Raw genomic sequence first — 26,094 nt, forward strand, 5'->3', positions numbered from 1 at the left:
AGTCGTCTCTGAAACTGACCGAGCTGCCAGCGCCCATGGCCAGACCTTCCGTCGTAGGCCCACCAGAGCGGCAGGAACCGTCAACGTACCCAAACGGGGCAAATCTCCCCGACGCGACCCGCCGAAAGTGACATGTTCACCGCACGAGTGACAACTTGGGGACAAGTACATCGCTCCAGGTGACATCTTCGATGGATCCCTACAGGGCTCACCCGCCCGCGACGGCCTGGCCGACATCCCAGAAGAAGTTGACGGCGGTCACCGACGCGCCGCAGATGATCGCCGCCCCGAGCGCGACCAGCACACCGGTTTTGCCTCTTCCGGACATCTGGGGGTTCGACGAGTTGGCGCCCAGCGCCCACACGATCGCCGAGATGATCACGCCCAGCACCGCGCAGATCAACCCCACGGTCATCAGCGCGCCGACGATGTTCTTGAGCTGGTCGATACCAGGCAAGCCGTTCGTGTTCGGGTCGATCGAGATGCCACCGACCAGTCCGGTGGCCACACCCGTGATGGCACGGTGCAACATGGTTGACTCCCTCAGCAGCAGTGACACGGCTGTCTGAGAGCAGGGGCGAGAGAAACACCGTCAGACCGACGCCCAGCGGGTAGCGGTCCTGTCCGCGGTCGTGTGTCGCTGAGTGCGGGAGTGCGGGAGGATCGGTGCCATGACGCTCACCTGGCAGCAGAGCCTCGGCCTGTACGTGCCGGTGCTGATCGCCGCCCGCGCCTTCCGGCTCTCCATGACCACCCCCGCCATCCGGGTCGCCGACGACGCCGCGCAGAAAGCCTGTGACGCCGCGCTGGAGGCCCTACACGCCGCTGCGGTCCCGATCGACTTGGCTGCGCCCGACCTGGCCGATGAACTGCTGTCCGTGGTCCTGGCTAGCTCCGACGAACTGCGCCGTGTCGCCGGCCGTGGTGCCGACGGCGCCAAGGTCGACGAGCTCGCTGCGGACTACGACCAGGCCGTAGCCGCTCTGCGTGCGCGGATGCGCACCGACCTCGCCGCGGCATCCGCGGCGCAGGGCTGACCGCCGCACTTCGCACAGGCGGGCGGCGGCTGGTGGACAGGGCTGGACTGCCCTTCAGCGGTGGCTTCGGAATCGCCTCGTCAGAAGCGAGCCCCGGTCATTAGGAGCCAGTTCAGCCAGGCGATCCCTGCGCCGGCCAGTGCTGCGCCGCCGAGCGCAACCAATACCCCGACGCGGGCTTTGGCCACGGTCTGCCAGCTGCCCATGCTGGCCGCGACCCCCCAGACGAAGGCCGAGACCACCAGCACCGCGACAGCTGTGACCAGCACCACGGGTAGCAGTGCACCGAGGACTTCGGGGAACGATGTGCCGGTCACCGCGGAGAAGTCCGGGGCAACCATGTGGATCACCAGGTGCCCGCTCATGGGTGTGAGTGCGCTCGATCGCATTACCGCGGTCATGACGGACCTCCAACCGGGCAAGCCGCCGGGCGGGCTTCGGAGAGCGGCTCGGCGGCCTGGCCGGCCAGCCAGGGCTCGGGGTCGATAGCCGGCTTCGTGAACCCGCCGGGGTGGACCTCGAGGTGCAGGTGTGGTCCGGTCGAGTCGCCGGTGGAACCGACACCAGCGATCTGTTGCCCGGCCCGGACCTGGTCGCCGTCAGCGACCAGGAACGAGCTGTCGAGCAGATGGAAGTACGCGGTCGCGATGTCCTGGCCATCGACGTGGTGGTCGATGACGATCATGTTGCCCGCGCCGGGGTAGGGGCCGGCGAACGACACGATGCCGTCGGCTACCGCGAGCACCGGTGTGCCAGGCGGGGCCGCGTAGTCGGTCCCCTCGTGCAGACGGGTCGTCTGGTGGATTGGGTGGAACCGGTACCCGAACCCGCTGAGCCGTCTTCCGGCGCCGTGGGGCAACGGGAACACCACCTGCTCCGACGTCGGTGCTGTTGCTGCCGGCTCGTCCCTGGTGGGAGCGGATGCGTCAGCGCCGGGTCTGGTGATGGCCGTGAGGATCGCGCGGGCGACGGGCTCGTAGGCCGCATACCGGTCAGGGAAGGCGCTGACCTCGACCGCCTGAGCTGCCGTACCTTTGGGTAGGTCCCGCCAACCGGGCACGTCGAGCAGGCCACGCGGTGACCGATTGTTTGGCCCGTCGGGGCCGCCGAAAAAGGCCTTGGCTTGGTACTGCGGGTCCATGAGCTCGGCGACGCTGCCCCACCCGGCGGCCGGGCGCATCTGGAACAGGCCCAGGCTGTCGTGATCGCTCGCGTTACCGTCGTGCGGGAACCGCGCCGAGGAAGGGTAGGCGCCGGTGTTGGCCAGCATCCGCAACCGCGACTCGGTCAGCGCCGCCATCAACGCCACCAGGATCCCGTCCCGCCCGACGCCGTCGATCCGAGCGCCGACGTCGATGATGGTAGCCGCGTGCGAGAGCTGGACCCGGTCCAGGTGAACGCTGACACCATCAGCGGTGGTGGCGGTCAGCGCGTCGGGAACACCGGCCACGATTGGACCGCAGACAGCGCGCGACGTCGCCGAGGTGACCACAACGGCGCCGACCGCCACCAGCACCGGACCGGGCAGCAGCACCAGCACGGCCAGGAGCAGGAGGAGCTTGCGCATGGTTCACACCTCCCGGTTCAAAGCAGCCGCTCGCGGTCCAGGACCTCACCGGGGGCGCCCAGGCGCAGAACCGCACAGCCGTCCTCGGTGCAGGCCACGAACACCGTCAGCGCCATGTCGGCGGAGGCGGACTGGAGCTCCCCGGCGACGTCTCCGGCGCGATGGAGCGTGCCGGAGACCGTGACCGCCGTGGCGCCCGGCGGCAGACCGTCGGTCTCGCCCCTGGTTTCGGCGTCCGTCCACTCCTCGGGCACGGCGGCAGTCTCGATGTCGAACCACTGGGCCGCCCGGTACTGGCGCAGCTGGTTCCACCACGCCTCGTCGGGCAGGTAAGCCTCCAGGTCAGTCACCAGGCCTGGCGTCTCGACGCCGGTCGGGTCCGCGACGGCAAGGATCTGCTCGACGATCGCGTCCCGGTCGTCGGTCGTGGTGTCCCAGGTGAACAGAAGGTCCGCGACGTGCCGAGCGAAGTCCGACGGCGTGGGGTCCGGCGCGGACTTGTCTTCGTGCGTGTCGGGAGCCCGGCTCGGGAGCACAGGTTCGGGGGCGGGGGTACTGGGCGCCATGGGTGATGGATGGGCCCCAGCGAGACCTTCGCTGGTGGACAGGTGAAGTCCTGTCGCGATGCCGATCATCGTCAGAGCGAGGATCGCCCCGGCCACCAGCCGATGGGCACGGATCCAGGCGCGGATCATGAGCGCACTCCGATCGGGATGACCGAAGCCAGCCCTGAGGCAGACTCTGGTTCGGCCTTCCCGTCCGGCTGGTACGTGGTCCGGCGCTCGGGTTGGCCGTCCGTGTCGGGTGGTGTGGTCGGCAGCCCGGCCTCCTCGCGTGCCGCCTGTGCCTCGCGCAAGAAGCTGGCCAGGTTCTGTGACAGGTCGCGCACCGTGTTCCAGTCCGTCTCCGGCAGGGCAGGACCCAGGACGGCCGGGTCGTGCTCGTCCAGAAGGACCGCGGCCCCGCGCCACGTCATGACCCAGGCCCGCAACCCAGCCCGAGAGACCTTCGGTGCGGCCGACGACGACCGGGCCGGTGCCGACCGTGAACGGTCCGACGCCGCCTGCGACCGACCACCGGGCAGGCCGTCGGCGGCTGGGGCATGTGCGGCGAGCGCTGCCTGGACGCGTGCCCATTCAGGCTTGAGCGGGTGGCCCTCGTCGATGCGTGCGACGGCGTCGGCCGCCAGGGCTCGGACGTCCTTTGGTTGCTCGGGGTCCACTGCCAGGTCCATCAGCGTCCCGATCCGCTCGAGCGCGTGATAGCTCTTACGGCCCGCGACGAGCTGCGCGGCCTGTTCGCGAGCGTCGCCCGATGTGCCCAGTTCCTCCGGTTCCGGCTCGGAGCCGGAACCGTATTCGTCCGATTCGTCCAGCCCTTCGCTCCGGCCCCTGGTTTTGGTGCCTTGGCTCTCGGGACCGTCGCCGTTGTTGCTGGTGAACCAGTGCGCGGACTGTCGCCGTGCGGCTTCTTGCTGCAGGACGGTCTTCAGCTCCCGGAACAGCGTGGCCTGCTCGGACTTCGTGTAGGCCTGCTGGAGAAAGTTCTCGTCATGCTCAGCCAAAACCGTGGTCGCGCCGTCGGACAGGCCGGGGCGCCACCACGGGCGCGTGTGCGTCCAGCCGAGACGACGCATCGCCTCCAGCCGCCGCCACCCACACACCAGCACCAGCTCAGGCGTGAGCGTGATGGGCTGCAGCAGCCCGCGCTTGGCGATCGAGGCCATCAACGGTTCTAGGTCGCCGACGTCCTTGCGGTGCCGGACCCCGACCGTGATCGCGTCCAGCGCTACCTCCAGCGCGCCTATCTGCTCACCCATGACGCACCCCCACCGGGCGGGCATCCCGCTTGCTCAGAGCAGCCACCAGGCCGGCGTCGTCCAGCAGATCCACCGGACGCTCACCGAGGACCGCGCGTGCCAGCAGGCCCGGCTGTCCGGGCTCGCCGAGCAGGACGCGGCACAACCGAACCCAGATGCGGTGGTCCAGCCCGAGCAACTGCAGCGGAGTGACTTCGCGACGCAGGTACTCGAAGGCCGTGCCCTGGCTTCCCGCGATGCGCAGCCGCTCGCACACGTAATCCACGCCCACCCGGGCGACCTCCGGCGGCCAGCCCGTGGCGGTCAGCACCGTGCGGACCGTGATCAGCCCGACCCGCACATCCAGCGGCGTCATCTCGGCCCCCGCGGTCCCGGACACCGTTGCAGGCCCAGGGAGGTCGTCCTGAGGCGTCGAGGCGGCCCGCTCGACGGCGTCCGGAATGCTGGAGTCGGGGTCGAGGTCACAGAACCTGGCGATGTCGTGATCGCCGGAGTGCATCAGCCGGCGCGCCTGGTCGGTCGAGCACAGCAGACGGTGGGCACGATCCTGGGCCTGCAGGGTGCGCTGCACCGCCGTAGTGACAACAGCCCACGGGTCGTCCGCGTCCAGGATCGACGGCACCGCCAACACCTCGAACGCAGCGCTTACCGCGTCCTGCGGGCTCTGCCCGTTACGGCGGGCCAACGCGCCGTACTTGTCCTGGCAGAACGCCAGTAGCGCAGGCACGCCCGGGTGTGACCGCCACCCGTCCTTGCCGCCGCGGTAGACGGCGACCAGTAGCCGCCGCAGCCCTTGCGGATCAGCAAACCCTGGCCGGTCACCGCCTGTGTTCTTCATGCTCCGGATTGGCGTCGGCCTCGAGGGGCCGTGGTGCCGGGGAGCGGAGGCGCTCACGGCGCGGACCGGGGTATCCGTGGTCTCGATGACGGTCATCAGAGCTCAACCCCCTCGACACCTGCGGCCAGACGGCGGGCGGGCGCGGAGCTCGGGGCCAAGCGCCGTCGCGCCGCCTTGGCTGCCTTGAACGGAGCGTTGCGCACCGTGCGCAGCAAGTGCGCGTGCAGGTCCACGCCGCGCACCGCGAGTCGGGCGACCCGGGGGTCGGCGTACAGGTCTGCCAGCCGGGTCCAGTGCACGCGCCGGGACGCCTCGGCCTCCTCGCCGACGGCAGGGTCGGTGTGCTGGGACGGGTCGCCGTGCACCGCGAACGGGTTCGGCTCGGTCTGCTGCGGCGTGGTCTGCTGTGGTGAGACTGGCTTGGTGTCGTGCTGGACGTGGTGCTGGTACGGGGCGTGCTCCTGGTTGTACGGGGCGTTCATGAGATCACCGCCTGGGGAGGGTTCGGGCGGCGTCGGCCGCCCGGCGCGAACGTGCTGGATTCCCGACCCGGACTCGGGGTTGGGTGTGCGGCATGCGGGTGCGCATGTCGGTACGCGTTGCGGATCGTGCGTTCGGCCTCCCTGGGCGACAGGCCGAGCTGGACCGCCGCGGAGCCGAGCGTGCTCAGCGCGACGTCGTAGTCGTGGTTCTCCTCGGCCAGGCGGCACGCAGCCCAGAACAGGCGCGCGTGGCGGTAGCCGGGCTCGGACAGGAGGTAGCGGGCCAACCGTTCAGCAGCAGCCCGTGGGTCGCCGTCCGTGACCGGGGCGACGACAGGGCGAGGACGTGGCGGCTGCAGGAAGTCGCGCAGCGCACCCCCGTCGACCGGGGACGGCGGACCTGAGGCGACCGTGGCGAGCCGGTAGGTGCCCGACGTGCCGTCGTCGTACTCGACGTAGGAAGGCGGCACGACGATGTACCCGCCGTCGGACCGGAAGTCGACGTGCACCTTGGGAAGCTGCCACGAGCGCTGCTCGATCCCCGGGTTCGGGTGGAAGGCATGCAGGCCGTCGTGCGGGGTGTGGACGGTGAACGCCCAACCGCCGGTGAGCCCGTGCTGGATTGCCTTGTCGAACGCTGCCTCTCCGGAGCCGGTCTCGTGGGTGTCGACGTCCACGACGTCGAACCCGGAGACCCGACCGGTCGGGATCGCGACGTTCGCGTCCGGCCACTGCCGCCACATCCACGCCACCGTCCCGGGGTCAGTCGTGGCGTCCTGAAACCCGCGCCTGGTCCGTGGATGCTTCGCCCGCGGAACGCATGGGAAGACCGGGACGCCCGCCCGCGCCAGCGCATGCGCTGCGTCCGCGGTCGACGGCGCACGGAATGCCGCGACCACCGCATGGGTGCGCTGGTCGAGATCCGTGGGCTGGGGCGTGTCCATGCCAGCCACGCTGACACCCGAAAATCGCGTAAATCGCGACCAGTGCTAATCGCATATGGGTGATGGCGCGAATAGAAACTGCAGGTCACAAACGCAGTTGCGCGGCTGGCGCCCAGGGCGGCTTCCAACAGGGATGCGAGGTAGCGAATGCGGCGACGGGACCGTGTAGTTGTTGTGTCCCAGCGCGGGTGTCAGTTGGCGGATGGACGGCTGGTCGCTGCTTGCGAAGTTGATGTCGTTACTGCCGGACCATCTGACCACGGTGCCTTGTCGTTATCGCCAGGACCACCGGCGGGAAAGCCTGATGAAGGCGTTGGACCTCTCGTACGTGCCCTCCATGATCTGCGTTCGTTCGAGGGCGGAACGGCCCCCGTAGACGAACCAGATGAACCCTGCGTCACGCACGTCAGCGAGCCACCTCGCCGGCACGCTGGAGCGTGGGCAGGCGAACACGGAGTTCTTGTCGCCATCCAGCACACGGAGCGACGTTCGACCAATCGAGACTCGCCAGCGCCTCGTCATGGGTATCTGCATGCCCAGCTGTGGCGGCGGTACCCCCGCCGCCCCGCGCGCGATCCGTCATCCTGACCCCTTGGGTTTCGCACCAGCGTCAACGTGGCCAGTTCTACACGGAGCCACCGACATCGAAGTCTGACGAGTCCATGCCGTGCAGGCCCGCTCAACTTCCTAGGCGACCGCCAGTCGGAGCGCGAGATTCGTTGTGGTATCCGGCGGCCGGCACCGGACCCGAAGTCTGGCCTTTGATGGGGGCAGGTTCAACGACTTCGGTGGGAGGGTCAGCGCCAGTCGCGGGTCGTGCGAGTGCTGTTCAAGCGTTCTAGCTGGGCGGTGGCGGCATCGCGTACCCGCTGATCGGTGTCGACTGCGAGGATCTCTAGCGACGCACCAGTGACGGAGGGAAACGTCGCGATCCGAAGGCGGATGGCGGGGTCGCGGTGCGTCATGTACCGGGAGGCGATGCCCTCGCTGCATGACGGGTGATCGAGGATGGCATGGACGAGTTCGACGTCGGCGTCACGCTCGCGATTGCCCGGCGCGATTGTCGCGAGCATCTCCCCGGTCAAGGTGGGATCGGCGGCCAAGCCGAGTAGCTCAGTCAGGTCGCCGCGTCCGGCGGCCTGTGCGCATTGCTGGTACTTCGCGAGCAGTCGAGCCTTCTTCGTGGTGCCCATAGCGCAACTATCGAACGCTTGTTCTATTCAAGTCAAGGCGGACTACACCAGCCGTCGGCCGAAGTCTGCGATGAACGTCCGCGCGGCGTGGCAGGCAGCCCAGACCGCACTACTTCTCGTCGGGGCGAGCCGTGGCCTCTACTCGTTCGGCGGCGTAGCCGTCGTGGGCCTCGGTAATCCGTTGCGTGCGTTCGCTGGGTCCGGTCGGGCCGGTCTCGTCGTCATTGCGTGTCCAGAGCTCTGCGGCGATCTGCCGTGCCTGGTCGGGGTGCCCTTCGGCGAGGGTGGTGAGCCGGTCGTCGGCGGCGAGTGCTTCGCTGGCAGGGTCGCACGCGCGCCAGGTTTCGCACGCGCGGCGCGCCAGGGCCAGGTCGCCGTCGAGGATGGCACGCGTGACGACCAGGTGCGCCACGTCTCCGATCAGAGCGGTGTACTGATCGGCCAGGCCTTCGCTCTCGGCGGCCCACAGCCACCGGGGGTCATCCTTGGCGAGGGTGAAGGGTCTCCCGCCGACCAGTTCCAGGGCCGTCACGAGGTCGGGCAGGCCGTCCGCGCCGCGTCGGATGGCTCGCTGGTAGAGGCGGCGGAAGAGGTGGGCGTCGACCAGGGCGTTTTCGATTCGGTACAGGTGCGGAGGATCGTCTGCTTTTGGCCGGCCCGCCTTGCCGTGCGGAATGCGCGACGTGCCGTCAGGTCGGGTCCCGAGGTAGTGGCGCAGGCTCGTGATCCGGTAGCGGACGTCGTTGCTGACCGCGCCGGTGACCAGCTCGACCTGTTCGAGCGTCACTCCCCGGGGGTGCAGCGCGATGAACGCTGCCAGGTGGGTGAACATCGACTCTCGTTCCGTGACCGCCTTGATCGCCTTGCGCACGGTCGGGGTCGGGTCGGTGATCGCCGGTCCGGCGCCCCACATCGACACGGCGCCCAGGACCTCGATACGTGGTCTGTCGGTGTCCTGGTTCCACCAGTCGGCCAGGTCCTGATCCAGAGCCGCGTCCATGTCCGCCTGATCGTGTCGAGCGACCTCGTCACCGACACGACTTAGGCCCTCGCCGTCGGGGCGGGCGTCGGCCGGCTGGACGACGGGCGCGAGTCGGGAGAGGTCCTCGCGAGTGTTCGCGGTCCGGGTGATGTACTCGACGTCGGTGCCCGGCAGGATCGACCAAGGCCCCGCCGCGGTGTCGGGATCGTCCGGACGCTCGGTCACCTGAACCGTGGGCGCGGTGGCGTCGTCCGCGATCGCTCGTCCGGTGATGGTGTCGGCGAGCGGGTTGGCAACGTCGGACGGGTCCCGGGTGACCTCGACGAGACGGGCACAGGCGGCCAGCTCTTCGCCGCTTATCCGGGCCGGGACCAGGTCCAGGTCGAGTCCCGCGTCCGGCAGTTCGATCCGCAGTCGTCCGTCCAGCATTGCCAGGACGACGTCGTCGGGCCGTGGCTCGACGCCGAGCGTGATCACGACAGCACTGGCCCGGCCAGGGTGAGCATGGATCGCGGTTCCGAGGGCACTGAGCTCGTCACTGGGCTTGGTGGTCACGACGGCGTGGAACCACTCGTGGTCCTCGCCCGGCGTCTCGCTGGCGCTGTGGCGCACATAGGTGGTGATCGGGTCGAGGAACGCGGTGTCCTCGTCCTCCTCGACCCGGTACTGCGACAGTCCGGCGGCGCCGTGCCCGATGCCGGCGGCGTGGGTGGTGAGGTTGACCGTCCACGGGTTCACGGCGAGCTCGGCGACCAGGTGCCTGCCGAACGCGATCACGTTTTCGTCGTCTCCGGTCACCGCGACGGTCCGCAGGTGCTCGAGGTCGAGCAGCCAGGCGTGCCCGTCCTGGTCGACCCCGACGGTGACCAGTACCGGGTACGGCACCAGGTCCCGGCACTCCTGTGGAGCCGCGGCTAAGGGCGTCGCCCACCGCGTGCCGTCACCGGTCCATGGTTCAGGCAGTGTGGCGGGTGCGGTCAGGTGCAGGACCGCCTGGTCGGCGGTGAGCTCGACGGCGGCGAGTTGTGGGCGGGGGAGGCCGGACACGAGGTGGGGGCCGGCCAGGGCGCGCAGGAGGCGGTCCAGGCGCTGCACGTCGGACACGCGGTCGCCGCCGACGAATCTCGCCGTGGCGACGGCGGGCACCAGGTCGGGCGGGGTCGGCGCAACCATGCGGCCGGGCCGGCGCAACCGCTCCCGGCGGCTGCGCGCGCGGGTGACTGTGACGTGCAGACCGGCGGCCAGGATCGCGCCGCCGGCCGCGACACCGGGCAGTAACCACGCCGAAGCCTCGTCCTCGGCGTCCTGCGAGGACCCCTCTGCCTGGCCGGTCTCGTCGTCGTCCTCGTTGGAGCCCTGATCATCGACCTGCGGCGTGGGGGTGACCCAGGGGGAGTCTGCGCGCGAGCCCGTAGGCCCCGGCACGGCAGGACGATCCTCAGCCTGATCGTCGTTATCTGCGTCTGGACGGGGAACCGGGGCGGGCTCGCCGGATGCGTTCCGAGTCGGTTTGGGCTGCGTCGGATGGGCACCCTGGGACGGGAGCTCCTTGTGCGCGGCGAAGTCTGTCTCGGGCTCGGCGGCTCGAGAGCCGGGCAGCGTGAGGATCCACCCCGGCTTGATGTGGTCGGGATCGGTGAGGTGCTCGCCGCCGGGTTGGACGGTGTCCTTTGATGCCTGGGCGATGGTCGTGTACCTGGCAGGGTCGCCGTAGTGGTCCCGTGCGATCCCGGTCAGGGTCTCTCCGGGACGGACCGTGTGCTTCGCACTGTCCGTGCCCTCGGCCTCGTCATCACGGGTGTCCGGTGTTGAGTCGGGCAGCAGGATGGTCGCCCCGGCGGGCAAGAGACCAGGGTTGGGCCCGAGGGTGTCCCTGTTGAGGTCGTGGATCTCGGTGTAGCGACGTCCATCGCCAAACCTCGACTCGGCCAGACCCCACAGCGTGTCGCCCCGTCGCACCACGTACGACACAACCCGAGCCTCCGGACGACTGACGGCCTCGTCACCAGCGTGTCCCTTGGTCCTCGCCGAGGCGGCCGGCGCATCGGAGTTCGGGCTTCCGTCGACCGTGTCGGCTGTTCGCCCAGGCGCACGCTCGGTAGCCGGGCCAACGGCGGCGTCGGGGGCGGGCGCGACGCCGACTGCGGCCGACGGCGCAGCGAGAGCGGGGTTTAGGGGCAGGGACACGACCAGCATCGACATGGTGGCCACGAGCCGGCCAACCAGGCCCACGGGCACGGGTGCCAGGTGTGGGCGGTGCAGTTGCCGTGTCTGTCGCGCGACCTCGACCAGGACCTTCCAGGTCAGCCAGGCCCAGATGAGCCAGGCGACGGCGTACCCGAGCAGCAGGAGCACGCGGGACACATCGCCGCCGAGGAGCACGATGCGCGCCGTCTCCAGGTCCAACCAGGCCGGCAGCACCAGTGGCCGTGCGGCCAACAGACCGGCCGGGAGCCCGACTACCAGGAGCAGGACACAGAGCATCGCACCCAGGCCACGCAACCTGTCCGCCGCGGTGACACGAGCTGGCGGTTCGCCGGGCCGCGTAGCGGAGTAGACAGGGAGCTGGTGGTTGGTGGTGCGGGTCATTGTTCTGCTCCTCCCACGACGCGGACCAGACGAGCCGAGGCAGTCACCTCGACCGGGAACGGTCCCAGACCGATCCGGCCCAGGATCTGTGGCGTGTAGGTGTCGCGGACGGCGACATGGACCTGGTCACCCTCCACCCACGCGGTGCCAGGCATGTCCGACTCGGCTAGGAAGACGCTCGCGGCGTCGACGGCGGCGGCAGGGTCGACGGTGAAGTCGCCGCCGGCGAGCACGCTGGCGGCGTCCAGCTGCTGGCCGCCGGTCCGGGCAGCCTGGGCGGCCACCGCGTAGGCGTGCTGCTGGGCGTGCAGCTGGGAGCCGAGGTCCAGGACCACGCCGACGATCAGGATGAGGCCGACGGTGGCGGTGATCATCCACACGGACACCGAGCCACCCTGATCAGCTTCGCGGTCGCGGCGCGAGCACCAACGCCGAACGGGCTCGACGGGGCGAGTTGTATGCGGCTCGTTGCGGTTCATGAGGTCGACCTCCACGAATCAACCGGCGAGGTGGCTGCTCGGCTCACGGTGTGGGTGATGGGCCCGAGGGCGAGGTCGGTGAGGTTGACCTCGCACGACACAGTGACGGTGATCTGTGATGGCTCACCGGGGGTGGACGAGTACCGCGAGGTGTCCACGCTCGTGCTGCTCGACATGCATGTCAGGTCCTGGTTGGTAAGGCTCGCGCTGGCAGCTTCCTGCGCCCGCGCGGGGGCGAGCGTGATGTCGCGGGTGATGGAGGCGGTGCGGGCGGCGTCGTAGGCGGCGGTCTCGACCACCTGTCGTGCCGTCACCACCCGGCCTGCCAGCAGGACCAGGGCCAGCAGCAGCCCGAAACCCACCACATTCACGGCCATCTCGAGCGACGCCGAGCCCGCCTCGGTGTTTCCGGTGCGAGCGGCGCCGGTGTGCCTCTTGGCGGCGCGGGCAGCGTTGATGTGATTCATGGGGTCACGCTTCGGGTGAGGGTTTCCGCTGGCGCCGAGGCGACGGCGGAGACCTCGGGTTCGAATCCGGGCAGGATTGAGTAGGCCTGTGCCGTGATCTGGACTTGCACGGTCGTGGCGTTACGGGTGGCACTCACCGACCACTCGGTCAGCGCGTCGTCGCCGACCTGGTCCAGGAACGACGTCGCGGCAGCGGTGCCGTCGGTGCCGGTGCCGTACTCGGCCGCGGCGGCGAACGCGCCCTGGTTGGCTGCGGCGATCACGACCTGCCGGGCGTGATGGACCAGCCCGGCCTGCACACAGATGAAGAACAGCCCGAGCAGGGCGGGCAGTGCGACGATCATCTCGAGCGTGATGGAGCCTCGGTCGTCGCGCCGCCCGGGCCCGGTCACTTTCTGTCGGGTCGCTCGCTGTCGAGCAGCCGGCCGTGGGGTCATCATGGTCAGGGGTTCGGGCTGATGATCTTTGCCGACTCGGACTCGGCGTACTGGGTCACCACGGCGATCACGATCCCGGCCACGACGAGCAGGGCGACTGCCCAGGAGACGAACTCCAGCGTGATCCCGCCGGCCTCCCGATCGAGCTCGGTCCGCTGCCGTCGTGACGGGTCCGTGAGCCGGTCGAAGAGCATGGTCTGGGCTACCTGGAGGGTGACGTACAGGTGAAGCATGAGGGTGGTCCTTCCGTCGGTCCGGCGACGTCAGCCGCCGGGTCTGGGGTACTGATGGGCGGGCCCCTCCTTCTTCGAATCCGGGTGGTTATGCGGGCAGGGGAGTGGGGGTCAGGTGTTCTGGAAGATCCGCAGGACGGCGGGGGCCATCAGCAGCGCGAGAAACACGACACCGAGCAGGGATCGGGGTATGTCCATGCGTTCGTTGGCCGCGTTGGCGGCGGCCAGGTCATCGGTGACCAGCGCTGCACGCAGCGCGGTCCGTTGCGCCTGCAGACTGGCTGCGACGGCGGTGCCCTCCTCGCCCGCCAGGCGCAGCACGTGGGCGACGTTCGCCAGCTCCGGCAAGGTCAGCTCGTCCCCGAGGGCTTCCAGTGCGTCCCAGGGGGATTGCCCGGAGGTGCGTGACTGGGTCAGCTCCTGGCTGATCCGGGCCCAGACCCAGTGGTCACCGGCCGCGGCGGCGTGTTCCATGGCCTGCCGCACACCGGACCCGCCGGCACGTTCGAAGGCGACCGCTTCGACGTAGGTGGCTACCTCTCGCCGCAGCTCGGTGCGCATCTTCTTCGCGTCGTCGATGGCGTTGTAGTTCGGGACGAAGAACATCACCACGGCCAGGAAGACCGCACCGGCTACGGAGACCACCGGCGGCAGCTCCAGCCCGAACAGGCCCACGACCCAAACGGCCAGGGGCGCGATCGCCAGACCATAGGCGGCGAACACGATCCTCTCTCCGTAGAACCGGGTCAGCGACCGGCCCAGCAGATTCAGTTCCTTGACCGGGGTCCGCAGCCATACCGTGTCGGGCACGTTGCGCATCGCCCAAGTCCCGAGGCGTTCGACACCGTCCTGCGGTGCGGGCTGGACCCGGACACTCGGGATCATGGTGCGCGACGGGGCCAGTGCAGCCAGCGCCTTGACGGGATCGACCCGGGCGGGCGCAAAGAAGTAGATGCCCAGCAGCGTCAACCCGAGAGCAAGGAGGCCGCCGACGATCACGGCGCCGGCCAGGCCGGTCATGACGCCCCTCCCCAGGCGCCGACCGGGGCAGACGGGACAGGGGAGGTGAGAACCGTGGCGCGCACACGCCGGTCACGTTCCGCGCGAGCCTGAACGCCGAGGCTCCGGGCAGGCGGCTTGCCCCGGGCGATACGGTCCAGCCAGACCAGCGTGCCGAGGTAGGCACCGATCAGCGCCGCGAGGACCACCTGTCCCAGGACGGTGGTGTACGGCTCGGCGTACTCCCCGCTGAACGCCAGGGCGACCAGCACACCGACGAAAAGGATCGTCACCCAGCGAGCCGTGGCCCGGGACTTGGCCCGGTCTGCCGCGACCTGACGGCGCGAGCGAACATCGGCTGCTGCCGAGTCGGCCACCGCCTCCAGCATCGCAGCCAGCCCGGTGCCGCGACGGCGAGCGGCCAGCGAGAGCTCAATGGCGATGAGGTCACCGGTCGGGTCGTGAAGGTCTTCGGCGAACGCCCGGACCGCCGCTTCGGTGTCCCACCGGGCGTCCACCCGGTGAACGAGCTGTTCGACGGGCTTCTTGATCGGTGCCGGGGCTGCCCGTTGCGAGTCCCGCAGTGCCTGCTCCAGGCCGATCCCGACGGTGATCACCCCGGCGAGCGAGCGACACCACTCGGCCATGGCGTCCAGGCGAGCGATCTGATCGGTCTCGGCCCGATTGGACAACAGCGCGGGCAGGCCGATCACCGCGGCGGGGATCCCGACCAGCGCGAGCAGCATCCCCGTGACTGTCCAGACGACGATCCCGCCGACCAGTCCCGCTCCGATCAGCATCCAACTGCGGCGCGAGACACGCGCGAGGCGGCTGCGGTGCCAGGTGCCTGGGCGTGGGAGGAGGGCCCATGCCCGCCACCAGGCGACCAGGAAGAAGACACTGAGCCCGATGAGAGCACCGGTGGTGATCGCGAGCCACATGGTCACCGGCCCCCGATGCTCTGGGCGGCTGCGTAGGCGGCCAGGTCGAAACGGCGCCGGGCGAGGCTGCGGTACTCGTCCGGCAGCACACCGGGCACCAGTTGACCGTCAGGTCCGGTGGTGAACACCCGAGTAGACGCGAATGTCCCGGGCTGGTCGCCGCGGCTGATCGCCACGATCTCGGTCACCCGCCGCCGGACCGTGGCAGGGCGAGCACCACCACGGTGGGCATGCTCGTCGTCCTCGTCGGGGAGGGTCAGTTCGATGTGGACCACCAAGTCGATCGCCTGGGCCAGCTTGGCGGTCACCATGTCGTGGGTGAACTGGGCGCCGGCCTCCATAGCGCACGTGGTCAGCTTCTCGATCGCGTCGATGGCGCCCCGGGCGTGGGTCGTGGACAACGATCCGGACCCGTTCTCCATCGTCTTGAGCATCGCGATCACCTCAGGCCCGCGGATCTCGCCGACGACGGTCCGCTGCACGTTGAACCGCAGGCTGTCCCACACGGCGTCGGACAGCGTGTACTCGCCGGCCTGCCGCCCGTCCGGGCCGATCTCCCCCGTGCCTGGTCGTGCCTCCCACGCCCGCACGAACCGCCGCCGCTCCTGCAGACGCAGCTCGGCCTCTGTTTCGATGGTGGCGATCTGCTCGAGCGGGTGGATGTGCGAGCACAAGGCCCGCACGAGCGTCGTCTTGCCCGCACCGGGAGAGCCGGACACCACGATGGAGCGTCGGTCCCGGACCGCCGCGGCTAGGAACTGCGCCGCCAACGGGGTCATGACGCCGTCCCGGGCGAGGTCGTCCAGGGAGACCTCGACGACGCGGTGGCGGCGGATGGTGACCTGGGGTCGCGGGGTGACCCAGGCGACCGCGGCCAGTCGTGACCCGTCGTCCAGCTGCAGGTGCAGGCGTGGCCGCGCCTCGGAGAAGATCCGCGGGTTGGCCTCGGAACGGGAGGCGAGGAACTGCAAGAACTCGATGAGTTGCTCGTCGCTGTCGGCGACCTGCGGGCCGGCGACCAAGGCGCCGTCGTTGAGCTCGAGCCACACCTCGTCGAAGCCGTAGATCAGGACGTTCTCGACGCGCTTGTCCTCCAGGAGCGGTTGCAGCCGGCCCATCCGGTACAGAGCGTCGAACACCGCCTGCGCCAGCTCACTTTGCTGCAGAGTGCTCAACGTGCCGCCGTCGGTGTTCGCCCGGCTGACCCTGATCTGCGCGATCAAGCCCTGGATGATGTCCCAAGCGAGTTGCTCGCGGGCGGGACGGTCGAGAGGGCCCTCCGCGGCTGAGGCCCGCGCTGCCAGGTCCTTCGACGCCTGCGTGCGCAGACTGGCCACCAGGCTCCAGTTCACGTCGGGGCCGAGGTGTACCGTGCCGGACGGCGCCACCCACGGGTTGGCACCCGTGCCGGCAGATAGTCCAGGAGTAGTCGGTGCCACAGTGGTCGTGTCGGGCAGTGGTTCGGTCAGGAACGGGATCGACGTGGGACGGGGCAGGTCGTAGTCAGGGCTGCTGTCATCGGCGGATCGGGTGTCACGCAGAGCGGTCATGCGCGCACCTCCAGGGTGCGGTGGTGCGCGAGCACGGTCTGCAGCGTTGCGACCGCGGCATTCAGCGATCGCACGTATTTGCTGGTCTCGAACGAGCCCGGCTGCCTGCTGCCCTGGGAGTAGAACTCGGCGCCCTTGGGGTCCCAGGCCACCTGCGCCATCAAGGGAAGGGACAGGGAAGCGGCTATCTCACGCCCCGTGTAGGGGCGCTTCTCACCGACTAGCAGCAGACCTGGGTTGCGCCACAGCGACTCGCGCACCACGACGTCGGCCCACGGACGAGCGCCTGCCAGGGACGGCAGCGATGACCTCAGGGTCAGGAGGGTCACGTCGGCCGAAGCGAGCACCGGACCTGGTGAGCCTGGGTAGCCGAGCGCGCCGGCGTCCACGATCACGTCGGTGCCTTCGGCGTCAAGCTCGGCCAGCGCCTGGGCGATCGGCTCCCACTGTCCACGCAGCGTCGGGGCCTGGGTGTGTGTCCGCAGGCCGGCCACGAACGACGCCTGCGTCCCCTCGAAGGGCAGCGCGACCTCCCGCAGAGCGTCCGCCGGGGCCAGCGACGACAGCGCGAGCTCGACCAGGCCCGTCTCGTAGGGCCCGGCGCCCTGGAACCACCCCGCCAGCAGCGCGGACAACCCGCGCGGGTCGGCCTCGAGCAACAACACGGGCCTTGGCCAGGCCAACGTCAGGCCCAGGCAGGTGCTGCTGACACCTGGCGCACCGTTCGTCGAGGCGAGAGCGATCACGGCCACCTCACTCACCCCCGCCGGCGGCATCCGAAGTCACGGCGGAGTCGTGGACGAGGGAAGCCCGTCCGGCGACCACGGCATCCGACAGTGCAACAGCTTCCTCGTGCGGGACCAGCACCTCCACGACGGTCCGCGATGCGCCTACGCGGACAGCCGCGACCTGCGCCGAGGTGTAGGTCGGCTCGGCGTCGGACTGAGCGGTCGCAGCGGACACGACAACCCGCACCGCGTCACCCGGTTCCAGCGAGAGCTCACCGGACTGATCCGGGGTCAACGTCACCCTGACCACCGACTGCCCCTCGGGCGGGAACGCGTCCTCGGACACCAAGCCGGGGGACAGGACCCCGCCCGCCTCGACCGCGCCGGTGACGCGCTGACCGATCAGTGCGGCAGCATCCCGACCGGGGATGGCCGAGACCGAAGGGTCCAGGGTGACCGAGACGACCTGGACGTCGTCAGCATCCACCACCTCGTAGGCGTCCAGGTCGTGGGCCGCGATCACGATGTCCTGCGACGTGGACATGAGCATCCATGTGACCAGGCCGAGCACACCGCCGGTGGCCAACGCCGCGCAGGCCAGGACCGCGAGCCAGGGCTGGCGTCGTAACACTGGCGGTGCAATGGGCGGCCGGGTAGCCGCTGGTTCATGGTCGGTTGCGTTCTGTCGTGTGGTGGTGGATTCGGACATTTGTGCCCCCTTTTGGGCGCCCGCTTAGCTCACGAGCACCTGACCCTCTGCCACGATCACCTGTGTCTGGGCCACCAACGGGTCCATGGCGATCGTCCCGGTCTGCCCGGCACCAGCCCACTCGACCGTCCAGGTCGAGGTAGCCGTCACCGTGTAAGCGCCGTCCGGCCGGGTGCCGGACTCACGCAGAAAGACATGGCCGCAGTCGGGTGACGGCGTCGCCCCGAATTCGGCTCGGTACGCAGTCCCGGCATCGCAGGAGAGCGTGGTGCCGTCATCCAGGTCCCAGACGACGTCGGTCACCTTGGCCGTGACCGTGACGGTCACGCCGCGCACGGTCGCAGACGCCGAGGCCGGGCCGAACGTCTCCTCGGACGGATGGTCGACCCACAACCAGACCGGTAGCCCGACTACCGCCGTGGCCGGCGGCTGCGGCGCCATCCCGATCTCGACCGCCCGCAGGTCCAGCTTTGCCAGCGCCTCCCGTGCGACTTCGCCCGGCGTCGGCGGAGCCTGCGCGGCTGTCGGCGGATCGAATAGGTAGATCAGAGCCGTCTGCCCTGTGGACGGGTAGTAGCAGTCGTAGACCTTGCCCTGCTCGTCGCCGACGCCGAAGTTCTCGTCAAAGTGCTGCCACACCGCCGACGACTGCGGCGGTTGCGGATCAGACGGCGTCGCACTCGCATAGCACTCCGCATCCGCCTGCCAGATCCCATGCGCCGACGTGCACGGCACCGGCTGGGGCTTGACGCCATCAGTCCGCACGCACGCCGGCTTACCGTCGTCCTTGTTGGCCGATCGGCTCACGCCTTCGCTACCTTGCGCATCCGCAGATCTACTGGACTCGCGAGAATCGTGGTGGCCAGTGCGGCTCCCGCGACCGGGAACTGTCACATCCGCCGTGCACGTCCCAGTGAATTGGTCCACGGCGGTCTTGCAGTCGCCGTCAGCACCTAAGACAGACCCGAGCGATATGGCAGGAACCTCTGAATGCAGCACGAACAGTCCCGCTGCCGCGAGACTGGCCACGAGTAGACGGCTCAGCGGGCGGCGCATGGCTTGCGCTCCAGTGTCTTGCGGTCAGCAACGAGCCAACCGGACTCGCGATCATCGCCGTAGTTCGGGTTGGACACCCACAGTCGTTCCCAGGTCCGGTCGGGACGGTTTGTCGCGACCTGCGACTCTCCCGACCTGTCGACGACGTCGACACCCGTGACGTCGTAGCAGACGTCAATCTGAATGGTCGGATCGGGATCCTCCAGCGATACAGACTGGGTTGTGAGCTCGACGACCGTAATCGCGCCGGTCTTGTGCCAGCCGTCGTCGGCCCACTGAGTGAACGTGTTCTGGAGCCTGAGCAGCTCGGCACTTGTGGCCACTGACTTCAGCGGCTCAAGGTCAGAGGGGTCTGTAGCAACAGCATCGGTGGTGCGGTAGTACTCGTGCACGAGTTCCGTCGCGTTGGCAGCAGCATGCTGCGCTTCCGTCGTCGGGCTGGTGCTCGGAGAAGGGGAGGACGTCGAACTCGCTGCGGTCGTGGGTGACGTCGACATCGACGGCTCTGTGGCAAAAGAGGTGCACCCCGCGGCGGCAAACACCGCGGCGGTCACGATTGCGATCGTGCTGGGCCGAACTCTCATGCTGTCTCCTTCGCCTGGGTGCGGAAGTGAGTTCCACGAAGGATCCCGGTCGTGAAGTGCAAACGGGGAGCCTAGATTTGCATCAGATCTCGATAAGTGCTACTTGGTCATTTGTCCAACTCGGCGCTATCCAGTGCCGTCCTGTGGACCGAGAACAAGAGCTGGCGCGACACCACGGTGCCACGAGGGCCGCTCGAATATCGCGCACGGAGAAATTGCGTTGATGCCCCTCGGACCTGTGTTTGTGCAGGTCAAAAACGCAGACGCAGTGATACACATTGAGGTCGCGCTGAAGCCCTGGGGCGCGGCAGGGACATGCTGGCGCCATTGCGCCTTGGTCTGAGCGCGATTTCTGAGGGTGAAATCCTGGTGGACCCCGAACTTGTGGCGTCGGAAGCGCATCGGGACCGATCAGTGTCTGGTCGGCTTGACGGCTCGAGCATGCTGGGTCCACGGCGGTGTGCGATTGTTCTTTGTCGCGGCCCACGCACCAACGGAGTTCTCGATGCTTGGTCGACCGGTCGTCTCCGACTATGGATGGGTGCGCCGCCCAGAGACCAATCCGACCTTGGGTTGGGTCCTCCCAGGGTGCGGGTGCCTGGTATCTCCGGTACGCGGAGCCCAACGAAAGCTGCCCGGGCGCCGATGATGCCGTTCGAACGATGGCACTGACGGCGTCGAGTGGCTGCGATCGTCGTTCAGGCTGCGATCGCGTCGTAGAGGCGGATTGCGATGTCCCCGCCGGCCACGCTGCGCAGATGGTCGTATGCGGGCATCTGGGCGGTGGAGGCGTGCGCGGCGCGCACGTTCAGGTCCGGGTCGTCCTGGACGGCGGCGATGAACGCGGCCCGTTCGGGGCGTGACAGCCACGAGCGGGCTCCTGCCCGGGGTGTGGCTGGTCGACGCACGTGCGTCATTGGATCGGTATCGAGGTGCCCTTCGGTGACCAGCCAGCGGGTGAGCCCGGCCACCGCGGACAGGTAGCTGCGGATCGTGTTGTCGCCCAGGCCTTCCTCGCGCAGCTCCCCGATCCAGGCCTCGATATCGGTCCGGGTGGGGCGGGCTGGGTCGATGCGGGTGCCGCACCAGGTTGTCCACCTGCGGAGGTATCCGGTGTAGTTCTCCAGGGTCCGGCACCGGTAGGGGGTGAGGTAGCCCTCGATGAGCTGAGCGACGGGTTCGGTCACGGTGCCTTCTGCTTCACGGCTTGAGTGCCTGGACGCGGCGGGCATGTGCAGCCCCAGGGGCAGGAGGAAATGTGCGCCCCTGGCGGCCGTGCGGTGGTCCCGGTCTCGCCCGCCGCGGGCATGCTCGAGTCCAACCTCCGAGCCAGGACCGGCCCGCCCCCGTGGGGCTGGACCAGCACATGCAGCAGGGCGTGGATCTGGTCGATACGGTCCGCGCAGTGAGAGCAGGTTGGCATGTCGCCGCGCCTCGTGGTGGTCTCGATCAGACCAGCGGCTTCCCACACCAGGCGGTGGATCTCGCCCGGGTGAAGGGGATCGATGACGCGCAGGGGTTCGAGCAGTTCGACAAGCCCGGGCGGCACGGCGCGCTGGCCAGGACGCGCGGCAGCGCAGGCGAGCGCACTCAGAAGCAGACCAGCGGCCAGGATCCAGGGCCGTTCGTCCGGCTGGGAACCCTGCAGGATCACCAAACCAGCCAAGGACAGGACAACCGCACCGGTGAGGAGGCAGCGCTCGCGGGCCAGGTTGCGGGTGCGGGCATTCTCGTCCGGGCCGGGGTCGATCACGATCGTGGTAGCCGATGACCAGGCTAGGCGGATGCCCGCCGCCGGGACGTGCAGGGTGTGCTGGCAGGTCATGACGCCTCGGTGGTCGACCCGATGGGTGCGGTCACGCGGACCAGGACTGCGCACTGGTTGGAGATGTCGGAGACCCATCCGGTCCAGGTCTGCCAGGCATGGGCGGGGTTGGGTGCCTCGGGCGGTAGATCGAGTAGGAGGGCCAGGCGGTGGGCGTCCCGAGTGGAGGTCGCCGTGACGGTGAGCTGGATGATCTTGATGACGTCCTGCCCGAACGTGAGGGTGACGAACTCGGTGTCGATGTCGCGCACACGCACGTGCGACCAGTAGCCGATGACTGACCTCGCCCAAGCCCGGTCGTAGGTCGCCCTGGTCATCGTGGGGCCCGGCGTGGTCGTGGAATTCATCGCGGGCCTCCGACGACGTGCACCGGGCCTGATGGTCGGGACGGGGGAGCGACCAGCAGGTGGTGGTCGGCCAGGGCCCAGGCCCGGCAAGGGTGCTTGGGGCGCCACCAGTAGGGCCGCCATGAGTGGCAGCGTTGGCAGCGGGGGCCTTCGCCCCGAGAAGTGGACACGTCTTCGTGTGGTCAGGCGGCCAGCCGTAGCGTAGCCGGGTCGGTTTCGTGTTCGTAGTCGATGGGGCTCTGGTTCCCGAGCCGGGAATGCGGTCGGCGCAGGTTGTAGCGCGTGATCCAGCGGAACACTGCGAGGCGGCAGGCGCGGGCATCGTCGAACGCGGGTGCGCCGGCCAGGGTCTCGCGTTTCAGCGTGGCGTTGAACGACTCGGCCAGGGCGTTGTCGGCGCTGGTGCCGACCGCGCCCATGGACTGAGTCACCTGCAGCCGGCCGCACAGCTGCGCGTAGTCCTTCGATCCGTACTGGGCTCCGTGGTCGCTGTGAAAGATTGCTCCGGCCAGCGAACCCCGCTCGGCTACGGCGGCCTGCAGGGCGTCGGTGACCAGCTCGGTGCGCATGTGATCGGCCAGCGACCAGCCCACGAGACGGCGCGAGTACAGGTCGATCACCGTCGCCAGATACAAGAACTGCCCGCCACCGATCGGCAGGTAGGTGATGTCGCCGACATACCGGCGGTTGGGTGCCGGAGCGGTGAAGTCCCGCTTGATCAGGTCGGCCACCTTCTGCCCGGACGGGTCCGGGACCGTGGTCCGTACCCGTCGGCGCAGCCGGATCCCCGCGATGCCGTGCTCGCGCATCACACGAGCGACCCGTTTGTGGTTCACCGGCGGCCCGACCGGGTCGGTCTTACGCAGCTCGGTCGTGACCCGCGGCGAGCCAAGAGCCGGATCCTCCTTCAGCAGGGCCCGGATCCGTGCCGCCAGCCCGGCATCAGCCCTGGCCCGGGCGGCACGACCAGCGGCACCGTCGCGCCACTTGTAGTAGCTCGACCGGTTGATCTCAAGAACCTGGCACAGCCGCTTCACCGAGTAGGTGGGATGGTGCTCGGCGACGAACTGGAAGCGGCTCACCAGGTCGTCTCTCCCGCGAAATACTTCGCGGCCTTGCGCAGGATCTCCCGCTCGGTGGCGAGCTTGCGCTTGTCAGCCTCCAGGCGAGCGTTGGCTGCCTCGAGCTCGGCGACCCGTGCCTCCAGCTGCCCGACCCGGCCACCGGAACGCACCGCCGGCTCGCCGGGCGTCGTGCCCGCTGCCGGACCGGCCGTCACGGCGGCCTGCCCGCGCTGCTCAGCCGCGCGGCGCACCCATAACCGCAACGTCTCTCGCGAGACGCCCAAGTCCCGGGCGATCCCCTTGATCGTCGCCCCGGGTGTGGACTCGTACAAGGCCACAGCATCGGCCTTGAACTCCTCCGGATAGTTCTTCATAGCCATGCGGATCAAACTCGCTTCCTCTGGATCCACGATCCAGTATCAGCGTGTCCACCAAACGGGGTGAAGCCCCCGGCCCCGCTCGTCGGGGGTGTGGTCGTCCAGCACCGCAAGCAAGGCCTTGATCATCGGTCCGAGCTCGGAGGACGCCACAAGGGCCAGGGATGTCTCGTCGGCCTGCTGGACCAGCGCGTGCAGGTAGTGCAGGCGGTCGACGACGGTCTCGCCGGTCACGCGGGCCATCGATGGCCTCCTGGGTGAGGTAGTCGTGCGCGTCTGCGGTCTCGGTCAGGCGCTCCACCTCTGGTGGTTGCCTGGACTTCCCCTGTGCCGGGCGGGCCGGTTTGCGGTTCGGGGCCAAGGACGTGGGCGCGGATGGCGGCGGTGATGTGGTCTGGCCAGCCGCTGGTCAGGTACCCGCCACACACGCAGCGGTACAGGCCGACCCTGTGGTCGTACTCGTACCGGCTGTGCGCGGTGATCACATCGGCCAGCTCGTCCGGGTCGAGGGCGGCCTCCAGGGCGCGCCGGGCGGCCCAGGTCCAGTACGCCTGCCGGGCTGGTGGGCGCCGCTCGAACGGGATCGAGGTGCCGGTCCGGGTGTAGGCGGCCCGGGCAGCGCGCCGCAGCGAGGTGCTCACCGTCGGCTCTGCGTTCTTGGCCGGTCGCGCGGCTTGCCGGGGGCGGGGGCTGCTGGTCCGGGCGTGGCGTGGCGTGGTCGCCATCGTTCAGTCCGCTTGTCGGGGCCGTTCGGCCTCGCCCTGGTCGGTAGGTCCGGTCGTCCCGGTCTGTTCGTCTCCGGCCTTTACCAGCAGTGCGATCGCACCAGCAAGGGCGTCGACCTGGTCGGCGAGGTAGTCGCTGTCCCAGGCCAGACCTGGTACACCGGCCTGCCTCAGCTCGGCCGAGAGGTCGACCAGCGCTGCCGCGGCGGTGCCGGCGTTGGAGAGCGCCTGGCGCAGGACGGGCAGTCGTCCGTCCGCAGGTACCTGCTCGGCATCCGCCGACATGATCGTGGCACCGCCGTGGGTGCTCACTGCTGCGACCTGCGGCGTCGCGGCCTGCGCAACTGAGGTCGGGTGCTGTGCACGGCCGGACGGCACGACCGTCGTGCGTGCCGTTGCATGGTTCAGCGGGTCCACACGCGCACCGCCCAGCCAATGAAGCCCGCCGCGATCAAGGCTTCGATGGTTGTGACGAGTGTCAGCAGGTCGGTGGCGTTCATCGGACGTCCCCGGGCTGCTCGCTACCGCGTTCGGCGAGCCGCCGCCTTCGCGCGGGGGCGAGGTCCACAATCCGCTTCTGTGACATCACTATCCTCTCCCAGTGATACCACTTGCTGGACTTGTACCAACAAGTTGCGTACCACCGTGACACCCGTCACGTCCGGTGTCAATAGATGTACGCGTAGGCTTGTTCCAGTTGTTGGTACAACCCGATGGAGGGCAGATTTTCATGGCCAGGGCCGGAACGCTGTTTCGCGGGATCGCGGACGAGATTCGCAACCGGATCACGACGGGCGAGCTCGCACCGGGAACGAGGCTGCCGACCGAGAGCCAGCTGATGGACCAGTACGGCACGTCGCGCAACACCATCCGCCTGGCCCTGGCCGCGCTGGAGAACGAAGGCCTGATCGCCACCGAGCAAGGGCGCGGCAGCTTCGTGCGCGAGTGGAGCTCGCTCACCCATCACGCGACACGCGCCGAACGCGTGGACCGGCCGTCGTCGAGCACCGACGCCTTCGTGGCCGAGGCGCGTGAGGCCGGCTTCGAGCCGTCGACCGCATTCTCCATGCGCATCGAGCCGGCAGTCGCCGAAGTTGCAGACCGGCTCCAGATCCCCATCGACACGTTCGTGGTGCTCCGGCGCGTCGTCCGGTACATCGACGGGCAGGTCTCCTCCCGCCAGGACTCGTGGTACCCGATGGACGTCGCCGAGAAGGCCGGACTCAACGTCCCGCACGACATCAAGGAAGGCACCGTCCGGGCGATGGCCGCAGCGGGGTACGTCGAAGTCGGCCACATCGACGAAGTGACGTCACGGATGCCTTCGCCCGACGACCACCAGACGCTCGACGTCGCCACGGGTGTCCCGGTGATCGTCTACGTCGCACAGCGTGGACCGAGGAGCGGCCGACACGCGTCACACGCGTCACGCTGCCCGCCGACCGCAACCGCATCGTGTACGAGCTCGGCAACATCGACGCGTACGAAGCCACCCAGAAGTGAAGATCTACCGAGCCACGGAAGCCGACGTATCGCTCCTGCTCGAGATCAGGCGCGAGTCGATCGACTGGCTGGCAACGAGGAACACCGACCAATGGGCGTCAGACTTCCCCGACGAAGAGCAGATGCTCGCCGGCTTCGCCGCAGACGCCGGAAACGGGAACGCCTGGCTGATCGACGACGGCGACGTCACCGTGGCCACCGTGACCCTGGACGCCGCCGCCCAACCCGCGATCTGGACACCGCAAGAGACCGCCGAACCGGCGCGATACGTCCACCGCCTCACGGTCCGCCGCCCCGCCGCCGGACAGGGTCTAGGCGGCGAGCTCCTGGACTGGTGCGGCAACCGGGCCTACGAAGAAGGCGCACGCTGGCTACGCCTGGACGCCTGGACAACCAACCACGCCCTGCACGAGTACTACCGGAGCCAAGGGTTCGAGCACCTACGGACCGTAGAGCGCGCCGACTACCCCTCTGGTGCGCTCTTCCAGCGCCCAGCCCGTCCCGCCATCACGCCACGCCTCACAAGAGCCTGACGGGCGGCTTCGCCCCAATGACCCCGACAGTTGGTCGGCGGTAGTAAAGGCAACACCAGCGCTCTCATGGTCCGCCGCCACCACGA

The 26,094-nt window shown here is 69.1% G+C and carries 30 protein-coding genes and 1 pseudogene; 4 read left to right on the forward strand and 27 right to left on the reverse strand.

Annotated elements, in window-relative coordinates:
• Positions 1-208: 208 nt before the first annotated feature.
• Positions 209-532 carry a DUF6112 family protein gene (locus tag ACFS27_RS12790; RefSeq protein ID WP_372496140.1) on the reverse strand — a complete coding sequence of 108 codons (324 nt, stop codon included), beginning with the start codon at positions 530-532 and terminating at the stop codon, positions 209-211.
• Between the two features lie 139 nt (positions 533-671).
• On the opposite strand from ACFS27_RS12790, the gene ACFS27_RS12795 reads away from it, so the two are divergent.
• Entirely contained in the window at positions 672-1,037 is a 366-nt protein-coding gene (locus ACFS27_RS12795; protein ID WP_253873274.1) for a hypothetical protein, read from the forward strand.
• A gap of 80 nt (positions 1,038-1,117) precedes the next feature.
• Here the strand turns inward: ACFS27_RS12795 and ACFS27_RS12800 are convergent, their stop codons facing one another.
• The 21 genes from ACFS27_RS12800 to ACFS27_RS12900 form a co-directional block, all read right to left on the reverse strand.
• The gene (locus ACFS27_RS12800) at positions 1,118-1,402 is read right to left on the reverse strand and encodes a DUF6112 family protein (RefSeq protein WP_372496139.1); all 285 of its coding nucleotides are present in this window, start codon (positions 1,400-1,402) and stop codon (positions 1,118-1,120) included.
• A 32-nt stretch (positions 1,403-1,434) separates the two neighbouring features.
• Positions 1,435-2,604 carry a M23 family metallopeptidase gene (locus ACFS27_RS12805; protein ID WP_253873276.1) on the reverse strand — a complete coding sequence of 390 codons (1,170 nt, stop codon included), beginning with the start codon at positions 2,602-2,604 and terminating at the stop codon, positions 1,435-1,437.
• Between the two features lie 17 nt (positions 2,605-2,621).
• Entirely contained in the window at positions 2,622-3,299 is a 678-nt protein-coding gene (locus tag ACFS27_RS12810; RefSeq protein WP_253873278.1) for a hypothetical protein, read from the reverse strand.
• Positions 3,296-4,423 carry a ParB/RepB/Spo0J family partition protein gene (locus tag ACFS27_RS12815; protein ID WP_253873280.1) on the reverse strand — a complete coding sequence of 376 codons (1,128 nt, stop codon included), beginning with the start codon at positions 4,421-4,423 and terminating at the stop codon, positions 3,296-3,298. The genes ACFS27_RS12810 and ACFS27_RS12815 overlap by 4 nt, the downstream gene beginning before the upstream one ends.
• A complete protein-coding gene (locus tag ACFS27_RS12820; protein WP_377183460.1) occupies positions 4,416-5,357 on the reverse strand; it encodes a hypothetical protein in 942 nt (313 codons plus the stop codon). Before ACFS27_RS12820 ends, ACFS27_RS12815 begins: the two co-directional genes overlap by 8 nt.
• Positions 5,357-5,743, reverse strand: a complete 387-nt coding sequence (locus tag ACFS27_RS12825) for a hypothetical protein (protein WP_253873284.1) — start codon at positions 5,741-5,743, stop codon at positions 5,357-5,359. Before ACFS27_RS12825 ends, ACFS27_RS12820 begins: the two co-directional genes overlap by 1 nt.
• Positions 5,740-6,687, reverse strand: a complete 948-nt coding sequence (locus ACFS27_RS12830) for a bifunctional DNA primase/polymerase (protein ID WP_253873286.1) — start codon at positions 6,685-6,687, stop codon at positions 5,740-5,742. The genes ACFS27_RS12825 and ACFS27_RS12830 overlap by 4 nt, the downstream gene beginning before the upstream one ends.
• A gap of 797 nt (positions 6,688-7,484) precedes the next feature.
• Positions 7,485-7,880, reverse strand: coding sequence for a hypothetical protein (locus tag ACFS27_RS12835; RefSeq protein WP_253873288.1), 396 nt, complete (start codon positions 7,878-7,880; stop codon positions 7,485-7,487).
• Between the two features lie 109 nt (positions 7,881-7,989).
• Positions 7,990-11,451: a LysM peptidoglycan-binding domain-containing protein gene (locus ACFS27_RS12840; RefSeq protein WP_253873290.1), complete on the reverse strand. Its 3,462-nt coding sequence runs from the start codon at positions 11,449-11,451 to the stop codon at positions 7,990-7,992.
• Complete coding sequence (locus ACFS27_RS12845; RefSeq protein ID WP_253873292.1) at positions 11,448-11,837, reverse strand: pilus assembly protein; 390 nt, start codon at positions 11,835-11,837, stop codon at positions 11,448-11,450. Before ACFS27_RS12845 ends, ACFS27_RS12840 begins: the two co-directional genes overlap by 4 nt.
• 89 nt (positions 11,838-11,926) lie before the next feature.
• On the reverse strand, positions 11,927-12,397 hold the full coding sequence (locus tag ACFS27_RS12850; RefSeq protein WP_253873294.1) for a TadE/TadG family type IV pilus assembly protein: 471 nt from the start codon (positions 12,395-12,397) through the stop codon (positions 11,927-11,929).
• A complete protein-coding gene (locus ACFS27_RS12855; RefSeq protein WP_253873296.1) occupies positions 12,394-12,789 on the reverse strand; it encodes a TadE/TadG family type IV pilus assembly protein in 396 nt (131 codons plus the stop codon). Before ACFS27_RS12855 ends, ACFS27_RS12850 begins: the two co-directional genes overlap by 4 nt.
• 50 nt (positions 12,790-12,839) lie before the next feature.
• Complete coding sequence (locus ACFS27_RS12860) at positions 12,840-13,067, reverse strand: hypothetical protein (protein ID WP_253873298.1); 228 nt, start codon at positions 13,065-13,067, stop codon at positions 12,840-12,842.
• A 111-nt stretch (positions 13,068-13,178) separates the two neighbouring features.
• Positions 13,179-14,087, reverse strand: coding sequence for a type II secretion system F family protein (locus tag ACFS27_RS12865; protein WP_345375458.1), 909 nt, complete (start codon positions 14,085-14,087; stop codon positions 13,179-13,181).
• Positions 14,084-15,007 (reverse strand): type II secretion system F family protein, encoded by a 924-nt coding sequence (locus ACFS27_RS12870; protein ID WP_253873329.1) that lies wholly within the window; start codon positions 15,005-15,007, stop codon positions 14,084-14,086. The genes ACFS27_RS12865 and ACFS27_RS12870 overlap by 4 nt, the downstream gene beginning before the upstream one ends.
• 2 nt (positions 15,008-15,009) lie before the next feature.
• Complete coding sequence (locus ACFS27_RS12875; protein WP_253873302.1) at positions 15,010-16,557, reverse strand: CpaF family protein; 1,548 nt, start codon at positions 16,555-16,557, stop codon at positions 15,010-15,012.
• Positions 16,554-17,309, reverse strand: a complete 756-nt coding sequence (locus ACFS27_RS12880) for a hypothetical protein (protein ID WP_253873304.1) — start codon at positions 17,307-17,309, stop codon at positions 16,554-16,556. The genes ACFS27_RS12875 and ACFS27_RS12880 overlap by 4 nt, the downstream gene beginning before the upstream one ends.
• Position 17,310: 1 nt before the next feature.
• Complete coding sequence (locus ACFS27_RS12885) at positions 17,311-17,829, reverse strand: SAF domain-containing protein (protein WP_301312736.1); 519 nt, start codon at positions 17,827-17,829, stop codon at positions 17,311-17,313.
• A 189-nt stretch (positions 17,830-18,018) separates the two neighbouring features.
• Positions 18,019-18,801: a hypothetical protein gene (locus ACFS27_RS12890; protein ID WP_377183466.1), complete on the reverse strand. Its 783-nt coding sequence runs from the start codon at positions 18,799-18,801 to the stop codon at positions 18,019-18,021.
• Positions 18,802-19,034: 233 nt separating this feature from the next.
• On the reverse strand, positions 19,035-19,604 hold the full coding sequence (locus tag ACFS27_RS12895; RefSeq protein WP_253873310.1) for a hypothetical protein: 570 nt from the start codon (positions 19,602-19,604) through the stop codon (positions 19,035-19,037).
• 728 nt (positions 19,605-20,332) lie between these two features.
• Positions 20,333-20,821: a tyrosine-type recombinase/integrase gene (locus ACFS27_RS12900; RefSeq protein WP_253873312.1), complete on the reverse strand. Its 489-nt coding sequence runs from the start codon at positions 20,819-20,821 to the stop codon at positions 20,333-20,335.
• A 179-nt stretch (positions 20,822-21,000) separates the two neighbouring features.
• Between ACFS27_RS12900 and ACFS27_RS12905 the strand changes: the two genes are divergently transcribed.
• Positions 21,001-21,405, forward strand: a complete 405-nt coding sequence (locus ACFS27_RS12905; protein ID WP_253873314.1) for a hypothetical protein — start codon at positions 21,001-21,003, stop codon at positions 21,403-21,405.
• A 50-nt stretch (positions 21,406-21,455) separates the two neighbouring features.
• On the opposite strand, the gene ACFS27_RS12910 is transcribed toward ACFS27_RS12905, so the two are convergent.
• The 5 genes from ACFS27_RS12910 to ACFS27_RS12930 form a co-directional block, all read right to left on the reverse strand.
• Positions 21,456-21,806: a hypothetical protein gene (locus tag ACFS27_RS12910; protein ID WP_253873316.1), complete on the reverse strand. Its 351-nt coding sequence runs from the start codon at positions 21,804-21,806 to the stop codon at positions 21,456-21,458.
• A 182-nt stretch (positions 21,807-21,988) separates the two neighbouring features.
• Positions 21,989-23,250 (reverse strand): IS3 family transposase gene (locus ACFS27_RS12915; RefSeq protein WP_377183469.1). Its coding sequence is split into 2 segments (ribosomal slippage): positions 21,989-22,905 and positions 22,905-23,250, totalling 1,263 coding nucleotides; the frame shifts between segments, so codons are not numbered across the junction.
• 39 nt (positions 23,251-23,289) lie between these two features.
• Complete coding sequence (locus ACFS27_RS12920) at positions 23,290-23,490, reverse strand: hypothetical protein (protein ID WP_377183471.1); 201 nt, start codon at positions 23,488-23,490, stop codon at positions 23,290-23,292.
• Complete coding sequence (locus tag ACFS27_RS12925) at positions 23,478-23,972, reverse strand: hypothetical protein (protein ID WP_253878343.1); 495 nt, start codon at positions 23,970-23,972, stop codon at positions 23,478-23,480. The genes ACFS27_RS12920 and ACFS27_RS12925 overlap by 13 nt, the downstream gene beginning before the upstream one ends.
• Positions 23,973-23,975: 3 nt before the next feature.
• Positions 23,976-24,284 carry a hypothetical protein gene (locus ACFS27_RS12930; RefSeq protein WP_253878341.1) on the reverse strand — a complete coding sequence of 103 codons (309 nt, stop codon included), beginning with the start codon at positions 24,282-24,284 and terminating at the stop codon, positions 23,976-23,978.
• Positions 24,285-24,702: 418 nt separating this feature from the next.
• Between ACFS27_RS12930 and ACFS27_RS12935 the strand changes: the two are divergent.
• Together ACFS27_RS12935 and ACFS27_RS12940 are read left to right on the forward strand one after the other, a co-directional pair.
• Positions 24,703-25,290 (forward strand): annotated as a pseudogene (locus tag ACFS27_RS12935) (GntR family transcriptional regulator); the annotation flags it as partial.
• Positions 25,291-25,471: 181 nt separating this feature from the next.
• Positions 25,472-26,008, forward strand: coding sequence for a GNAT family N-acetyltransferase (locus tag ACFS27_RS12940; protein WP_377183474.1), 537 nt, complete (start codon positions 25,472-25,474; stop codon positions 26,006-26,008).
• Positions 26,009-26,094 lie beyond the last annotated feature (86 nt).

Source organism: Promicromonospora vindobonensis (assembly GCF_042685865.1).
Taxonomy (GTDB): domain Bacteria; phylum Actinomycetota; class Actinomycetes; order Actinomycetales; family Cellulomonadaceae; genus Promicromonospora; species Promicromonospora vindobonensis.

Bases quoted from the DNA above. Each gene is read 5' to 3' on its own strand.
- ACFS27_RS12790 (WP_372496140.1), bottom strand. From the start codon at position 532: ATGTTGCACCGTGCCATCACGGGTGTGGCCACCGGACTGGTCGGTGGC.
- ACFS27_RS12795 (WP_253873274.1), top strand. From the start codon at position 672: ATGACGCTCACCTGGCAGCAGAGCCTCGGCCTGTACGTGCCGGTGCTG.
- ACFS27_RS12800 (WP_372496139.1), bottom strand. From the start codon at position 1,402: ATGAGCGGGCACCTGGTGATCCACATGGTTGCCCCGGACTTCTCCGCG.
- ACFS27_RS12805 (WP_253873276.1), bottom strand. From the start codon at position 2,604: ATGCGCAAGCTCCTCCTGCTCCTGGCCGTGCTGGTGCTGCTGCCCGGT.
- ACFS27_RS12810 (WP_253873278.1), bottom strand. From the start codon at position 3,299: ATGATCCGCGCCTGGATCCGTGCCCATCGGCTGGTGGCCGGGGCGATC.
- ACFS27_RS12815 (WP_253873280.1), bottom strand. From the start codon at position 4,423: ATGGGTGAGCAGATAGGCGCGCTGGAGGTAGCGCTGGACGCGATCACG.
- ACFS27_RS12820 (WP_377183460.1), bottom strand. From the start codon at position 5,357: ATGACCGTCATCGAGACCACGGATACCCCGGTCCGCGCCGTGAGCGCC.
- ACFS27_RS12825 (WP_253873284.1), bottom strand. From the start codon at position 5,743: ATGAACGCCCCGTACAACCAGGAGCACGCCCCGTACCAGCACCACGTC.
- ACFS27_RS12830 (WP_253873286.1), bottom strand. From the start codon at position 6,687: ATGGACACGCCCCAGCCCACGGATCTCGACCAGCGCACCCATGCGGTG.
- ACFS27_RS12835 (WP_253873288.1), bottom strand. From the start codon at position 7,880: ATGGGCACCACGAAGAAGGCTCGACTGCTCGCGAAGTACCAGCAATGC.
- ACFS27_RS12840 (WP_253873290.1), bottom strand. From the start codon at position 11,451: ATGACCCGCACCACCAACCACCAGCTCCCTGTCTACTCCGCTACGCGG.
- ACFS27_RS12850 (WP_253873294.1), bottom strand. From the start codon at position 12,397: ATGAATCACATCAACGCTGCCCGCGCCGCCAAGAGGCACACCGGCGCC.
- ACFS27_RS12860 (WP_253873298.1), bottom strand. From the start codon at position 13,067: ATGCTTCACCTGTACGTCACCCTCCAGGTAGCCCAGACCATGCTCTTC.
- ACFS27_RS12865 (WP_345375458.1), bottom strand. From the start codon at position 14,087: ATGACCGGCCTGGCCGGCGCCGTGATCGTCGGCGGCCTCCTTGCTCTC.
- ACFS27_RS12870 (WP_253873329.1), bottom strand. From the start codon at position 15,007: ATGTGGCTCGCGATCACCACCGGTGCTCTCATCGGGCTCAGTGTCTTC.
- ACFS27_RS12875 (WP_253873302.1), bottom strand. From the start codon at position 16,557: ATGACCGCTCTGCGTGACACCCGATCCGCCGATGACAGCAGCCCTGAC.
- ACFS27_RS12885 (WP_301312736.1), bottom strand. From the start codon at position 17,829: ATGTCCACGTCGCAGGACATCGTGATCGCGGCCCACGACCTGGACGCC.
- ACFS27_RS12905 (WP_253873314.1), top strand. From the start codon at position 21,001: ATGCAGCAGGGCGTGGATCTGGTCGATACGGTCCGCGCAGTGAGAGCA.
- ACFS27_RS12910 (WP_253873316.1), bottom strand. From the start codon at position 21,806: ATGAATTCCACGACCACGCCGGGCCCCACGATGACCAGGGCGACCTAC.
- ACFS27_RS12920 (WP_377183471.1), bottom strand. From the start codon at position 23,490: ATGGCCCGCGTGACCGGCGAGACCGTCGTCGACCGCCTGCACTACCTG.
- ACFS27_RS12925 (WP_253878343.1), bottom strand. From the start codon at position 23,972: ATGGCGACCACGCCACGCCACGCCCGGACCAGCAGCCCCCGCCCCCGG.